The sequence below is a fragment of the Brevibacillus sp. NPDC058079 genome (assembly GCF_042885155.1).
GTDB lineage: Bacteria > Bacillota > Bacilli > Brevibacillales > Brevibacillaceae > Brevibacillus.
The window spans coordinates 1-12,608 of the sequence record NZ_JBHVSO010000003.1 but is presented as its reverse complement, the minus strand read 5'-3'; the positions used below and the strand labels follow the sequence as shown (position 1 = coordinate 12,608).

General features: G+C 40.8%; 19 protein-coding genes. 9 read left to right on the top strand and 10 right to left on the bottom strand.

Features of this window, described 5'->3' with window-relative positions:
- The first annotated feature begins 91 nt into the window (after positions 1-91).
- From ACFVS2_RS10320 to ACFVS2_RS10310, 3 genes are all read left to right on the top strand, one after another.
- Positions 92-1,417 carry an SMI1/KNR4 family protein gene (locus ACFVS2_RS10320; RefSeq protein WP_390233528.1) on the top strand — a complete coding sequence of 442 codons (1,326 nt, stop codon included), beginning with the start codon at positions 92-94 and terminating at the stop codon, positions 1,415-1,417.
- A 56-nt stretch (positions 1,418-1,473) separates the two neighbouring features.
- Positions 1,474-1,734, top strand: a complete 261-nt coding sequence (locus ACFVS2_RS10315) for an immunity 22 family protein (RefSeq protein ID WP_390233526.1) — start codon at positions 1,474-1,476, stop codon at positions 1,732-1,734.
- A gap of 177 nt (positions 1,735-1,911) precedes the next feature.
- Positions 1,912-2,406: an ankyrin repeat domain-containing protein gene (locus tag ACFVS2_RS10310; RefSeq protein ID WP_390233524.1), complete on the top strand. Its 495-nt coding sequence runs from the start codon at positions 1,912-1,914 to the stop codon at positions 2,404-2,406.
- Positions 2,407-2,426: 20 nt separating this feature from the next.
- Here the strand turns inward: ACFVS2_RS10310 and ACFVS2_RS10305 are convergent, their stop codons facing one another.
- Entirely contained in the window at positions 2,427-2,624 is a 198-nt protein-coding gene (locus ACFVS2_RS10305; RefSeq protein ID WP_390233522.1) for a hypothetical protein, read from the bottom strand.
- Between the two features lie 205 nt (positions 2,625-2,829).
- Here ACFVS2_RS10305 and ACFVS2_RS10300 point away from each other — a divergent pair, with 205 nt between their 5' ends.
- Positions 2,830-3,210, top strand: a complete 381-nt coding sequence (locus ACFVS2_RS10300) for a sigma-70 family RNA polymerase sigma factor (protein WP_390233519.1) — start codon at positions 2,830-2,832, stop codon at positions 3,208-3,210.
- A gap of 103 nt (positions 3,211-3,313) precedes the next feature.
- Here ACFVS2_RS10300 and ACFVS2_RS10295 read toward each other — a convergent pair whose 3' ends face one another.
- A complete protein-coding gene (locus ACFVS2_RS10295; RefSeq protein ID WP_390233518.1) occupies positions 3,314-4,105 on the bottom strand; it encodes a hypothetical protein in 792 nt (263 codons plus the stop codon).
- 70 nt (positions 4,106-4,175) lie between these two features.
- Positions 4,176-5,075 (bottom strand): putative phage abortive infection protein, encoded by a 900-nt coding sequence (locus tag ACFVS2_RS10290; RefSeq protein WP_390233516.1) that lies wholly within the window; start codon positions 5,073-5,075, stop codon positions 4,176-4,178.
- Positions 5,076-6,179: 1,104 nt separating this feature from the next.
- Here ACFVS2_RS10290 and ACFVS2_RS10285 point away from each other — a divergent pair.
- The 4 genes from ACFVS2_RS10285 to ACFVS2_RS10270 are packed head-to-tail and all read left to right on the top strand — an operon-like array spanning position 6,180 to position 7,755.
- On the top strand, positions 6,180-6,677 hold the full coding sequence (locus tag ACFVS2_RS10285; RefSeq protein ID WP_390233513.1) for a tyrosine-type recombinase/integrase: 498 nt from the start codon (positions 6,180-6,182) through the stop codon (positions 6,675-6,677).
- Between the two features lie 39 nt (positions 6,678-6,716).
- Positions 6,717-7,025: a hypothetical protein gene (locus tag ACFVS2_RS10280; RefSeq protein WP_390233511.1), complete on the top strand. Its 309-nt coding sequence runs from the start codon at positions 6,717-6,719 to the stop codon at positions 7,023-7,025.
- 32 nt (positions 7,026-7,057) lie between these two features.
- A complete protein-coding gene (locus ACFVS2_RS10275) occupies positions 7,058-7,540 on the top strand; it encodes a hypothetical protein (protein ID WP_390233509.1) in 483 nt (160 codons plus the stop codon).
- 32 nt (positions 7,541-7,572) lie between these two features.
- Positions 7,573-7,755: a hypothetical protein gene (locus ACFVS2_RS10270; RefSeq protein WP_390233507.1), complete on the top strand. Its 183-nt coding sequence runs from the start codon at positions 7,573-7,575 to the stop codon at positions 7,753-7,755.
- A 45-nt stretch (positions 7,756-7,800) separates the two neighbouring features.
- Here the strand turns inward: ACFVS2_RS10270 and ACFVS2_RS10265 are convergent, their stop codons facing one another.
- The 5 genes from ACFVS2_RS10265 to ACFVS2_RS10245 all read right to left on the bottom strand — a co-directional run bounded on the left by ACFVS2_RS10265 (position 7,801) and on the right by ACFVS2_RS10245 (position 10,619).
- The gene (locus tag ACFVS2_RS10265; protein WP_390233506.1) at positions 7,801-8,349 is read right to left on the bottom strand and encodes a hypothetical protein; all 549 of its coding nucleotides are present in this window, start codon (positions 8,347-8,349) and stop codon (positions 7,801-7,803) included.
- A gap of 171 nt (positions 8,350-8,520) precedes the next feature.
- Positions 8,521-8,715 (bottom strand): tautomerase family protein, encoded by a 195-nt coding sequence (locus ACFVS2_RS10260; RefSeq protein WP_390233503.1) that lies wholly within the window; start codon positions 8,713-8,715, stop codon positions 8,521-8,523.
- Between the two features lie 298 nt (positions 8,716-9,013).
- Positions 9,014-9,331, bottom strand: a complete 318-nt coding sequence (locus tag ACFVS2_RS10255) for a hypothetical protein (RefSeq protein WP_390233500.1) — start codon at positions 9,329-9,331, stop codon at positions 9,014-9,016.
- A 331-nt stretch (positions 9,332-9,662) separates the two neighbouring features.
- Complete coding sequence (locus ACFVS2_RS10250; RefSeq protein WP_390234499.1) at positions 9,663-9,926, bottom strand: hemoblobin-interacting domain-containing protein; 264 nt, start codon at positions 9,924-9,926, stop codon at positions 9,663-9,665.
- A gap of 375 nt (positions 9,927-10,301) precedes the next feature.
- Positions 10,302-10,619 (bottom strand): hypothetical protein, encoded by a 318-nt coding sequence (locus tag ACFVS2_RS10245; protein WP_390233498.1) that lies wholly within the window; start codon positions 10,617-10,619, stop codon positions 10,302-10,304.
- A gap of 761 nt (positions 10,620-11,380) precedes the next feature.
- Between ACFVS2_RS10245 and ACFVS2_RS10240 the strand changes: the two genes are divergently transcribed.
- Entirely contained in the window at positions 11,381-11,683 is a 303-nt protein-coding gene (locus ACFVS2_RS10240) for an immunity 53 family protein (protein ID WP_390234497.1), read from the top strand.
- 89 nt (positions 11,684-11,772) lie between these two features.
- Here ACFVS2_RS10240 and ACFVS2_RS10235 read toward each other — a convergent pair whose 3' ends face one another.
- Together ACFVS2_RS10235 and ACFVS2_RS10230 are read right to left on the bottom strand one after the other, a co-directional pair.
- On the bottom strand, positions 11,773-12,087 hold the full coding sequence (locus ACFVS2_RS10235) for an Ig-like domain-containing protein (RefSeq protein WP_390233495.1): 315 nt from the start codon (positions 12,085-12,087) through the stop codon (positions 11,773-11,775).
- Between the two features lie 418 nt (positions 12,088-12,505).
- Positions 12,506-12,601, bottom strand: coding sequence for an IS3 family transposase (locus ACFVS2_RS10230; protein ID WP_390234495.1), 96 nt, complete (start codon positions 12,599-12,601; stop codon positions 12,506-12,508).
- Positions 12,602-12,608 lie beyond the last annotated feature (7 nt).

Below are 12,608 nucleotides of genomic sequence, written 5' to 3'. Positions count from 1 at the left end.
GGTCCTTTAGTAGGATATGAAATCGAATTTTAGATAAAGAAAATAGAAATAGAATTCGTAAGATAGAAAACGACAAACGAGAGAGGTCGTTATGCCAATGCAGCAGCGAATGGAAAAGTGGTTTGAAGCGTGGAAGTTACTTATGCATGATATGGAGCGTCAAGGTGCCCAGGTTTGGCCGCTCACTATAGAACCACCGGCTGGGCTGGAAGAAATCGAAAGAAGAGAGGAGAGTCTCGGGGTCAGCTTTCCTGCGACGATCCGGACAATTTTGCTTGCGGGCAGCAGTCAAGTTCAAATAAATTGGTCGTTGCCATCTCGAGCGTTAGATCCTTTTTCACTCAGTGGAGATTTGGGATGGTCATTGGATGCATTTGAGTGGCCGTACTTTGGTGGAGACGAAGAGAGTGAGGACGAGAAAAGGTATCTCTGTTTTCACGTTGGCGGGAATGGCGACATGCTGCTCATCGATTTGTCGACGGGCGCGGATGACCCACCCGTCTATTCTTGGGGGCATGAGACAGACGAATTCCTACTACTCGGCAAAAGCTTTACAGAGTTCGTAGAGCGAGTCACGGAGCTCGGCTGTATTGGGGCAGAGTGCTGGAATTATGAAGCGCTCGCAGGTGCAGAGGGACTCGATGTTGAGGGGCAAATCGCACAGGAGTGGAAAGAATGGCTGCAAACCTATCGGACGCTAACGTTTGAAGAGGCAACACAAGATTTCGAGAAGCTGGTCTTGTTTGCCAAAATGCATGGTACGGGAGATTCACGTATCCAAGAAGCATTTGCTCAGTACGATTGGGAGCCGATTTTGCATAAATGGGTAGCGCAAATCGAGCAGGAAACCTCATCAAGCAATCTGCTGCTCTGGTGCCAGCTCATTGTCGAGACAGTAGGCAAGAAGGCAGAGAGCTGGGTACGCTCGCTCTGGGAGTCCGGGCCACATTATGAACGCATAGGCTCGAGTCTACGTGCATATGTAACGGGGGCTTGTTTGCCGGAAGAAGAAGGCTTGCAACGAGTTTTGGCTGAGATGGACGAAGTCGTTGCCAGAAAAGAATGTCTGGTAGGATATGCTGCCAACAGTCATTTGCATCACTTTCGCGCCCGAGGAGTCATTTTGTGGATGGAACCGCATGTGGCGTACCCGATTGAAGGCTGGGATGAGCTTTTCGCGATGTCACGTCCACAATGGGGTGATCTGATTCGTTGGCTGGACGGAAATGAAGCACAACGGCAGATTGCGTTAAGTGCTTGGGGGAAAATGCTGACGAGTGGTGAGTCTCCTTCTGGTGAAGCGAATTGGCAAGAAATCAATCGGTTGTTGGATGTAGCGTACGAAAAAGCCATTCTGCGCAAGGAAAAGGAGCGTGTAGATCGCATTCGCTCTTCCTTGGAAACAGCAAAGCATTAGATGAAGAGGGACTGACCCGTGTTTGTGCAAGGGGAATGGAGCGAGGGGGAAAGACAATGAGAAATGTGGTAACGGTATGGGGAGCAGCTTTACAGTCTTCTGATGAACTAGCAGATTTTCTGACTCCGGTTTACGATGAGGACGGGGATGTGATACCGTCTGGCTTTTTAACAGCGTCTGGCCTTGAATGGGTGGACGAAGACTTTTTTGAAGTGCATGAGGTACAGGATGCAGAGACAAGAGCGGACTTTTTCACGTATTTGGAAAACGAATATGCGATGAATGCAACACTGGATAGAAAAGAATCAAACAGTTAACAGAGGAGATTGGCAAGTACCCACATGTCATTTTGCTGTACGGCAATGAATCGCGGTACGGTCCGATTAACGAAAAATTGTTCAATCTCACTGAGGGCGGGCAAGAAAAAGATGCACCGGTTGTCCTGCTCGCCAAACTTGTATTTGAGACAGAGGAGCGGTAAGGAGCAGGGAGGAATGCCTAAGAAAGGAGAGACAGATATGGCTTACCATTTCGCAGATTTATATGATGCAGCTGAATTGGGAGACATTGAGCTCGTAAAAAAGATCGTCACGAAACAGCCGGAATTGCTGCATGAGAAGGATGAGTATGAGTTTTCCGTACTGCATGGCGCTGTGATGACAGACGATGTTGACCTCATTGCGTATTTGGTCGCACAGGGAGCCGATGTCCATGCGAAAAACGATGAGGGTATTACCCCGTTGCATATCGCGCTCTATCCAGAGGTCGCAGAGGCGCTCATCGCGCACGGTGCAGACATACATGCCAGCGCTCATGATGGAAGTACCCCGCTGCACACGCAGGTAGCGGATGGCGAGGAGCGTGTGGATGTGGTAGAGTTACTGCTGGCTAAAGGTGCGAATCCTAACAAAAAGGACATGGAGGGGCAAACACCTTACGATATAGCACGAGAGAGAGAAGACGAAGAGATGATGGCTTTATTTGAATAGGGGAAAAAGCTAAGCGTCCGTTATGATTTCGGACGCTTTATTTCTTGCTCGAGTGCTGCGACGCGTTTTTCCAGCTCCTCGATGGCTTTTTGCTTGGTTGCCGTGCGTTTCACGATGAACAAGGAGCAGGCAATGACAAGTGCTAAAGGCATGAAGAAGATAAAGAGCTGAAAGAGTACAGTACCCCATTCGATCGACACAGCGCCAAATTCTAGCATGGGTGATCACTCCAATCGTTCGTTTTGTTCATTTTACCAAAATATCTCATTTTTTCTAAGCCTCACTCTATATTCACAAATGTGAATCCTTTACCATACAAGCAACAGTGAATTAATCGACAACAACTCCCTGCGTACAGGCACGCATAGGCGACCGCCCACATATGGATAGAAGTAAGCTATTCCAGACGTGGAGGTGGCAGCCATGTCCAGCATTATCGCGGCGCTTTCCCTTGTTTTTAAAGAACTTCTTGTTTTCGTGGCTTATGTCAAGAACAATGCCTTCCCGCAACCGCTTCAGGACACCGAAGAAGAAAAGTACCTCCGACTCATGGCCAAAGGCGACCCTTACGCCCGCAACAAGCTGATTGAGCACAATTTGCGTTTGGTGGCGCATATTGTGAAGAAATTCGAGAACACAGGTGAGGACAGTGAAGATCTGATTTCCATCGGTACCATCGGCCTGATCAAAGCAATCGAGAGTTATCAGGTGGATAAGGGCACCAAGCTGGCTACGTATGCTGCGCGTTGTATTGAGAATGAGATATTAAAGTCAAAAGGGGAGCTTATGGATGTAGTCATATGAAGAAGGGGACCTAAATGGTCCCTTTAAACTGCTAAAAAAGTTTAGTATTCGTTTAATCTTTTTCTATTTTTGAAATTTCTATTTCGATACTAAGTGTTGTGCTTTATTCAACCTTAATCACATATTGAGCGAGTTCACTTTTAGTAATCAGTTTTACTTTTTTTGCAACAGTCAAATCCGGATTTGCGGCAAGTAACAGTTGATCTTTATTAAGTGGATGGATTAAGTACCATTTCTCCATTTGAACTGTTGGTGACGAATTAGCAGCAATAATTAAAGGTGGAATTGCAGCGTTTAGTTCTATGTAATAAAGCTTTTTGGGGACCATCATCCTGTTTATTATTATGAAATAGATTAAATATAGTGGTGTGAGAATGTTTGCAGCTAAGTACATAGTTAAAATGATATTAATACTTAAACCCTTTAGATGGACAGTTTGGGCAGTAATAGGAGCAATTATTAGACTTAAATATGGAAATGTCAAAAAAACCAAGACTAAACTAATCTTACGGAAAGTTTTATTGTTCTTTAGCCTGTTCCAGGTTGGGGTCTCCGTTATTATGTAAGCGAGACTACCATGTGTTGCAGATAGAATAAAAAGGAAACTAACAATAATTTGATTCATAGTGCCTAACAGCATTATGTCGTATTCGATATATGCGATAACCAAAAGACATGTGAGTAAAGAAAGCATCATGTTTGTAAGAATAAAACTGAAAACTTTATTAGTGATCCGTTGCTCTTTATTGAGTAATTTTAACTCGACGCTACTGGCTGAAAAGAGTGTTAAAATATCAAATTTGTAAATCATAAACAAGACAATAACTACTGCACTTGTAATATAGGTTGGCAAACCTAGTTTATCAAACAAATTCAATAATTCGGTGCTAGTCATCCCATTCAACCTTTCAAGTATCTAAATGATGTTATTATTTCAGATCAAAAGAACAATAAAGTCATATTAGTCAAAGGTTGAAATGTAATTTTAACAATTTTTTATCAGAAGATGTTGCTAACAATCTCTTATTAATGTGCTTGAGGATGTTATAACGATGGATATGTGGAATGAAGTTATTGTTTTCTGAGAATGAAATAGCATTGTAAAAAAGTAGCAACAATTCAGCAGATGAGAGCTGTGCTCTGACAATATCAGCGTACTTTTCTTTCTCTTTTGGATCTAGGATGGAGTTGTCAATCATTTTAAAAAGATGGTAAAGATTACGATAATAATGTCCTATATAATGTTCGTTCTTTTCGTACCAAAGTTTGTACTTACTTTTAATTTGTAAATGCCTATATTCAATTGTTATTTTCCCTAAGTCAAAGGATAATCTGGATCTTAAGACTGAATAAAGTTCTTTTATTACGTTTCTTCCTCTATAGGTGACTGAATATTGTGTTTTTTTACCTTCGTTCATGTCGAAATGTTCATCGTGTTCTATGAACTCCATCGAATTCACGATTTCATTATGTAATGAGATCCCATGAAATATTGCACTTTCAACCCTTTGTTTTTCTTGGGTCAGTCTGGTCAATTCCATTTCTGTTTGTTGCTTATTAAGTGATTCATTTGTTAACTCAAGTTCCTTCTTTTGTGTTGAAAAAGTTGCGATTAATAGAATGAATGATGCGAAGGTAAGAAGAGGGACACTAGATCCACCAAGCCAGTCTCCAGTTTGCCCTAACAGTTCTGGGGCTGAGATTCCATAAAACAATTTGATTAAGAATGGGTTTAATATTGCATATAGGGCAACAAGTGTAACAATGATTGTTAAAGAACCAACACGTTCTCCTTTTTTGTTGTAATTGAAAAAATAACTAGAAACTAATACAACAGTGATAATTACTATTAGGGTTAATTCCACTTGAAACGCCTCACTATTAAGATTTTCTTATACATATGAACCTAGACCTAGCCTTTTACAGTGCAACTACTTCGGCATTCTCTAGGAAAATCAAGGATAAGCCGATAATACAGAAACTCTTCAAAAAACAAATAATAGTTGCCTTCAAATCTTTATAAGAAGAATATACTGTAGGTACTTATACTCATATTCCCTTCTTAGTAAATTCCTAAACTTTCCATAAACGCTTGATAATCTATCATCTGGTATTTAATTTCCATTTGTTAGCCACTTTATATAGCCAGACCCACCTTTAGAACGCGCAACAGCATCAGCTTTCTCAGGAAAGATTAGGGACAAGCGATAATACGCAAACTCAATGTCCACCGGCTGGTCGTAAGAGATGGCCACATCACGTAGCATCTTCGTTGGCATGTATAGGTAAGCAGAAAAGTTCTTAGGCTGACATCCTGGTTAGTCATAAGATACCTAGTAATTTACGTCTGACCAGTCCACAAACTATAATACGACCAAGCGTGCTGCACTTGATTATCTCCTACTTGTGGACAAGCTTTTGGGCAATGAAGCTGCATGAGCTTAGGTAAAGGGAGAGTGTGGAAGATGAGCAGATTTCATAGAGCTCCAAGCAGATTTGGAACTGATATGAGAGCAAGAAAAAGGGATGAGGCGGTGTGCATTACCAGACCAATGACCGAGGAAGAACGAAAGAGGCTAGATTTAATACCAAAGCCTCGACCGAAAGAACGCATTATCGGCATGAGCATTACGACAGACAGGGCTATGAAACGTAAGAGTTATCTTGGATAAGCCCGACCATGACCGTCAAATAACTCCCGGATGTGATTATAAATCCTAACATTCATGTCCGGGAAAACGATAGCAACTTCACCTGGGGCTAGTACCAGTCGATCAGATGATTGCTCTATCACAAAAGGTATTTCGATAGCTTGTAGAGTCTCTTTCAAATAACCAACATCAGACCAAGGCACCGAATAGTAAAACGACTTTTCAATACGAAACACTCCTTTTTTCAATCATATCGCACTAGGGAGGGAATCGCATGAATTTCGTTGGCCGATACGTGACCAAGCAATGATTGAAGGAATGAAAAAACTCCTTATACAGCAATCGGACCGGAACTACTTTTTATTCGTGATGGGTATCAACACAGGATTGCGAATCTCTGATCTGTTGCCTTTGAAAGTACGAGATGTAAAAGGGAAAAGTCATCTGCTTATCAACGAGAAGAAGACGAAGAAACGAAAGAAGTTCAAACTGAATGCCGATTTGCGGGAAGAAATAACAAGGTACATTGCAGGAAAAGGACCAGATGAGTACCTATTTGCATCAACCAAGCGCCCGCAGCCAATTACTCGAGTGCGATCGTATCAAATCATCAATGGAACGGCTGCCATATTGGGGCTGACGGAGATTGGCTTCCACACAATGCGGAAGACGTTCGGGTACTTCTTCTATAAGCGGACAAGAGATATTGCTACCTTGCAGATGATCTTTAATCACAGTCATCCTCAAATCACCTTGCGGTACATCGGTATCAATCAGGACTTGATGGATGAAGCAGTAGACAACTTTAGCTTGTAGTTACACAAGCTCAATTTTGTTAAATAGGCGGTGAAATTTGTGAGAGGACACGGTTGCATTGAGCGGATCAAGTTGAGAGTGCGTGGTGACATAACAGGTGAGGTATTTTTTACCGAAACTGAAGCAGAGCTTGCTTTTGAAATAAAGGGATACAGATTTTTCTACCATAACGGCAGAATAACTGATGCACTTTGCGGAATGACGATCAGTGTTCCAAAAGCGTTTGACACAAAAGATGCATTTTGCGACAGAGTTGAACAGAGACTCATTCATTGCTTTGATGAATACTTGAACCGAGCAAAAAAACGGATTAAAGCTAATTGGAAACGGAGATCAATTTCTGCTTAACAGCCCAATCTTAAATTGATGGAGGCGGGACGATGAGGGAAGAACCAGATTATGAGAAAAATTGGGAAGAGTTTTGGAAAGATATCTGCACCAATCAGGACGGCTCCATTAATCTCGATCAGGTGAAGAGAGAGCTATCAGATTACCAAATGGTGATGAATACAGCATCCGAAGTATATTGCCACATCACCGGGGATGCGATTAGCAAGGTTAACACACGCGCGAGTGCGATTATTAGTGAAGCCGATGCCTATTACGAACGGATACATGAAGAGGCATTTCTAGAAAAATGTGTCGGACTTCATGAGTTGTTCCAAGAGATATTCGGTTTTGGGTTATCAGAGAGGTCGTATGACATCATTGCCGAGGCTATACCAGGAACCGTGATTTGGATGGGGGTTCCGTTGAAACGGGTGGTTCAGATCGCCAAGGACTTCTACGACGAACACAAATGGGCGCAGGATGACATTCCATATTGCTTTGTGACGGGACTTCATAACGAGGGGCTCATTTAACAAAATGCTCAGGGAGATAAGGAGGAAGGGAAATGATTAGAGAAAATGGATCGTCATTCTACCTCACTCTTGAGGAAAAGGAAAAATGGGCTATTCGTACTTTTCTCAGGAAGAATGGACAAGGCGAAGTAGCAGACGAACTTAGCATAATGGAAGATCGCTTGCATTATCAGCAACTTGAAGAACAACACGGTATCAAGCCGACATTAACATAGTGCTCATTAAAAAAATACCCAAACCAAAAGGCTTGGGTAGAAAATTCAAGGTGCCGCATCAGGGAAAGCAGCCAAACAAGCACCTGCCGAAAAAGTGGTGGCAGACTCAAGTATAAGAACTGATAAAGTAGGTGCTTCTGGGGCTATGGCTACAGCTACAAGAAGTAATGCTGCCCTAACAACAACTGTACAAACAATGAATTTCCCTACTTCCCGTGCATCTTCCTTGTAAGAATTCGCTAAATGATCCGCCAAATTGTTTGCTATAGCTTGGTGATCTGTGTCGAATTCATTCATAAGTTCATGTGTTTTTAGTAAGGCATTGGCCATCCAATGTTCTTGTTTAATTCCAAGATTCTCAATTGAGATTTTAAATTGATCCACCAGTATTCGCTGATCACGAGGTAAGTCCTCATACAATTTACGCATGGGCTCAATAGGGAAGGGGAAAGGGTTAGGAACATCATCGTTTAAAAACGGCTCGATTATTTTACTGGGATCGAAATTATTGGGATCAAACGGTAGGACTATTGGTAGAACTATTGGTAGTACTTTACGTACACAATCCTCTGGATGTCTTATACTACAGCTCATCTAAACACCTCCTAAGTATAGTATGAGATCATCTCATGCATTTAATTCTGATAAAGTACTGCCAAACTTGATAATGACTGTGTAGTAAGTAGTTAACTTAATGTGTACTTGGTATATTGACCATCATTAGAATGAAAAAACCCGGCAAAAAGCCGGGCGGTTGAAAACTACCTATTGTTTTCTGAAGTCGTCAGTAAGAATACCGGAGAACCCCCAATTTTCATCATCAATCTCTTCAATAACGATGTGAGTATATTCAGGTTTTTTGCCAAGAACGTTAACAAGAGTTTCAGTGAACTCTTTCACAATCTGAGCCTTTTGATCACGGGTTGCACCTTTTGTAATTTGAAGGTTGATATATGGCATTTGTCCACATCTCCAATCAGTTTCTTTTATAACGTAGACGGACAAGTTAACAAATAGTTTCAATCATATTAACAGATTGGGTGACACGGATTTTTTAACTTAATAGTTAGGAAGTGTCATATGGCAAGAAAATCATCTGCAATGGGCGCAAGTAAGTACGAGTTTAACCCAAGTCAGTTTGACGAAGATGTGTAGCAAAACGCGGTCAGATACGAAACCAACAAGGAAGAGATTAGGCAGAAAATTAATAGCATTCTAGCAAACGACCCAGCGAGGATGCCAGAAACGTTCTCGCTTTTCATTGAGGCGCTACAGGAAAAATTAGTTCTCGAAGTTGCGTTAAAACGCTAGGTAAGTATTCTTGTGGATGCAATAGAATTGCAACCAACACGCTTATTGTTATGGCTGCAATCCAAATAAAACTTTTGGATTCTCTTGATTTTAATTTTTGAGTGAAAAGCAGAGAAAATAACAAAATAGCAATATTTAAAATTAATGTTATTGGAATACTTACAATTCTACCAAGACCTGTATAAGGAAAGTAATCGAGCAATAAAAGTATGGTAGCTATACTCGGAATCATGGCTAAAAAGAAAGTTATTACTGGCTTCTTCATTTGGTGACCTCCTAATCTGGTTGTTTGCAGTTTCACTTAATTTTCGTACTGCGATTCCCATAATAAGGTATTCGTGAAGTGAATAAATCTATCCTGTCCGTTAGGGTAATTTGTCTTCAATCCAAACTATATTTTCATCGAATACTCGGAGTGCAAGTCTATACCAATAGCGAACTGCCAAGCTGCTATAAAAGTGGCTGCTTAACACAACGGTAAAAGTGAAAGGGTTGCTGAACTGAAGTGTTTGACCCCTATGCCCAAAAAGAAAGAGACTGCCTTTTGAGGCAGACCCTTTTGGGATTCTAAGCTTTGTGAAGAATTGGAATTAAGATTATGCCCCTACTGGCCCTACTATTGTAAGAACCAGATCAGCATATCCATTTGCCTTTATTACAACCTGATAAGTTTTGGATTGTGGAAATAAATACGGAGAAATATCAATTGTTTTCTCCTTTCCACTACCAGGATCGTAGTAGTCGTATCCACCTGGCCACTCTTCATTTAATGACTTTATTTCATTAATCACTGCTCCTTCGACAGAATACAATTTTACACTTGTGATACTCCCATAATACTCAGAATCATCGAAGCCAATACGCGTATCAAATAATCTTACGTACTCAAGATTCTTGCCTTGGCTATTCTCGTCTTATACCTTATGGCTTTATAACGAGCCTACACCGTGCGAGCGACTTTCATCGCACACGGCGTTCCATCAGCCGAATAAGAATACAAAGTTTTACAATGGGCAATTAGATTTTACTAATTCTCTTGTCCTTAGTGACCTAACTAAAGTTAGGATGTTTAAAAAATGGAAAGGCATGGAATAACAAACCACACGTTTTGTTGAATTGGAGGGGTTCTGAATGCAGACCTTCCGGCGATAAAAAATACCCTCGGGTTAATCCGAGGGCAGCTGATGGGAAAAACATTGAATTTCATACCGAGCCATTTCCATTCCTTATCTAGACTAGTCAATCTGTAATTGATCCCAGCCAAAAGTAACAGGATAGGAGCCGGTTGGATAGTTTCCAACCCTTTGCCACATGTAGAACACCACTGTTTTATTTTGGTTATCGATACCAATATCGATCGCATACCGATAACCCGGTACTTCCCAGCGTTTGACTTCCTGATTGTTGGAATCAAATGCGACGACAATCAATTTCAAATCGTTCGAGGAAGTAGTATACGGCCAATACGTATACTCTCCCAACCTAACTATTTGATTAACTAGGTTCGCCGAAAGCCCATCTACTTGAGGAATGACATTAGGTCTGGTAACCAATTCATAGCTATTCTCGACTTATTCCCTTCTCTTGAGGGTTTTCGTTCGAGCCTACGCCGTGCGGGCGACTTTCATCGCACACGGCGTTCCATCAGCGAATAAGAAGGATTGTTTTACAACGGGCAAATATAATGTTACGCCACTCAATTTCTACAGGCTGCTAACTAAAGTTATAACTTTCTGTGATTATGTTTACGGAGTTTAACAAAACAATCGATTTGATAAATAAGAAAATAAAAAAACACTCCTTGAATAATGAAGGAGTGTCCATGAAGTCCAAAATTAGTGTTGGAATTATACTTGGACATTCTCTTTTAAGAAAACGATCGTGGTATCTTAGAGGATGGTCATACTGGTGGGCGGGTAGGGCAACATAAACCGCAGTCATCATCCCAGCAACACGGGAAACAACGTCTAGCTCGTGATTGATATTGCCTATATGATTCATATTGCCCAGATGATTCATATGGTTGATAACTCACCAAGTGACCTTTTACTTTCTCGAATTTCTTAGAATTAGATTTCTTCTTTTTCATGAGGTACTTCCTCCTTTAAAACGATCTAAGATAACTTATTAATAAAATTTACCTCTTGACTGGACGAGTGCTTGCAAGTGACAAAAATGGACATAAAAACTGCAGGCGCAGTGGGGTAGGATGTTCTTTACAAAACATTACCTATGTAAAGCAGGAAAAATGCCAAGTGACAAAAAAGGTAAGGAAATGCGATCACGGTTAAATGTGTGAAATATCTTGGAAGGGATGGATTTAAAAATGGAGATAATAAAGTGGTTAGAAAATTATTACTCATCCAATTGCGATGGAGACTGGGAGCATAGTTATGGAATAAGGATCTCTACTCTTGATAATCCAGGGTGGTATATAAAGGTCAATCTAAAGGATACACTCTTGGAGAATAGAAGACCTTTTGAGAATTACGTTGTAGAAAGAACCGAGAATGATTGGGTACGTTGCAGATTGAAAGATGGATACTTTGAGGCATTTGGTGGTCCGAAAAATCTCAATGAAATACTTGAGTTTTTTAAGCAATGGGCAGAAAGTTAATAAACTTTTGACTGGATAGTATTTACAAAAGAGAAATAAAGAAAACCTCTAGGTTGCCCTAGAGGTTCGTCGATGGAAATTTAGATATTCTATTCAATAATCTTGATTACCCATTTACCTGAAGCTATACCACCTTTACCGTCGTTAGCGGTAACTGTAATAGTTGTTATGTCTCCGATATTTGGTTTTGGGTTTTGGGGAAAAGTCGCAAGTGCATAAGTGGGAAAAACGGAAATTGTATACCTAGGATCATCCGATACAAATGTATAGGTAAGCGTGTCTCCGTTTGGGTCAAGGAACTCCCCACTTGTCAAGCTAATTGCAATCCCTCCCGCATTAGCAGGACCCTCCGTCCTGAATAAGATTCCATTTACATCAGGATAAGTTACAGGTGGTTTATTCAAGCTATTCTCGACTTATTCCCTTCCATTGAGGGTTTTCATTCGAGCCTACACCGTGCAGGCGACTTTCATCGCATACGGCGTTCCATCAACGGATAAGAAAGTTTTTACAATGGGCAACTTAATCTTACAACTCATATTTCTCAATTTATAGTGTTTGTTTCCGACAAAAATTGACTTATCTGAAGGAAAAGAGTTGTAGTTCTACTAGAAACTGAGATTACAGTAATTAACACAATATTTCTTTTGTAGAGCTGAGAGAAATAAAAATAACCACGTTCTAAAATAGAAATCGTGGTTAAAGGTAATCAATTGCTCTTGGCTCTCCAACAAAGATAAACAAAAGCGAAACAAACAATTGCTCCAATCAAAGCTAGGTCTGTAATTTTAGATGATAAGTGGATTTCAGGCACCCTGGCCGTTAGGCCACTAACTGACGTCTAAATTCACTAGGCGTCAGTTTTTTTAATTTCAGTTGAAGACGTTCTTCGTTGTAAAAATGGATATATTCCTCAATTCTTCTT

What these genes read in the sequence shown, in the direction of transcription:
- ACFVS2_RS10320 (WP_390233528.1), top strand. Translation starts at nt 92, where the DNA reads ATGCCAATGCAGCAGCGAATGGAAAAGTGGTTTGAAGCGTGGAAGTTA.
- ACFVS2_RS10315 (WP_390233526.1), top strand. Translation starts at nt 1,474, where the DNA reads ATGAGAAATGTGGTAACGGTATGGGGAGCAGCTTTACAGTCTTCTGAT.
- ACFVS2_RS10310 (WP_390233524.1), top strand. Translation starts at nt 1,912, where the DNA reads ATGCCTAAGAAAGGAGAGACAGATATGGCTTACCATTTCGCAGATTTA.
- ACFVS2_RS10305 (WP_390233522.1), bottom strand. Translation starts at nt 2,624, where the DNA reads ATGCTAGAATTTGGCGCTGTGTCGATCGAATGGGGTACTGTACTCTTT.
- ACFVS2_RS10300 (WP_390233519.1), top strand. Translation starts at nt 2,830, where the DNA reads ATGTCCAGCATTATCGCGGCGCTTTCCCTTGTTTTTAAAGAACTTCTT.
- ACFVS2_RS10295 (WP_390233518.1), bottom strand. Translation starts at nt 4,105, where the DNA reads ATGACTAGCACCGAATTATTGAATTTGTTTGATAAACTAGGTTTGCCA.
- ACFVS2_RS10285 (WP_390233513.1), top strand. Translation starts at nt 6,180, where the DNA reads ATGAAAAAACTCCTTATACAGCAATCGGACCGGAACTACTTTTTATTC.
- ACFVS2_RS10275 (WP_390233509.1), top strand. Translation starts at nt 7,058, where the DNA reads ATGAGGGAAGAACCAGATTATGAGAAAAATTGGGAAGAGTTTTGGAAA.
- ACFVS2_RS10270 (WP_390233507.1), top strand. Translation starts at nt 7,573, where the DNA reads ATGATTAGAGAAAATGGATCGTCATTCTACCTCACTCTTGAGGAAAAG.
- ACFVS2_RS10265 (WP_390233506.1), bottom strand. Translation starts at nt 8,349, where the DNA reads ATGAGCTGTAGTATAAGACATCCAGAGGATTGTGTACGTAAAGTACTA.
- ACFVS2_RS10260 (WP_390233503.1), bottom strand. Translation starts at nt 8,715, where the DNA reads ATGCCATATATCAACCTTCAAATTACAAAAGGTGCAACCCGTGATCAA.
- ACFVS2_RS10255 (WP_390233500.1), bottom strand. Translation starts at nt 9,331, where the DNA reads ATGAAGAAGCCAGTAATAACTTTCTTTTTAGCCATGATTCCGAGTATA.
- ACFVS2_RS10240 (WP_390234497.1), top strand. Translation starts at nt 11,381, where the DNA reads ATGGATTTAAAAATGGAGATAATAAAGTGGTTAGAAAATTATTACTCA.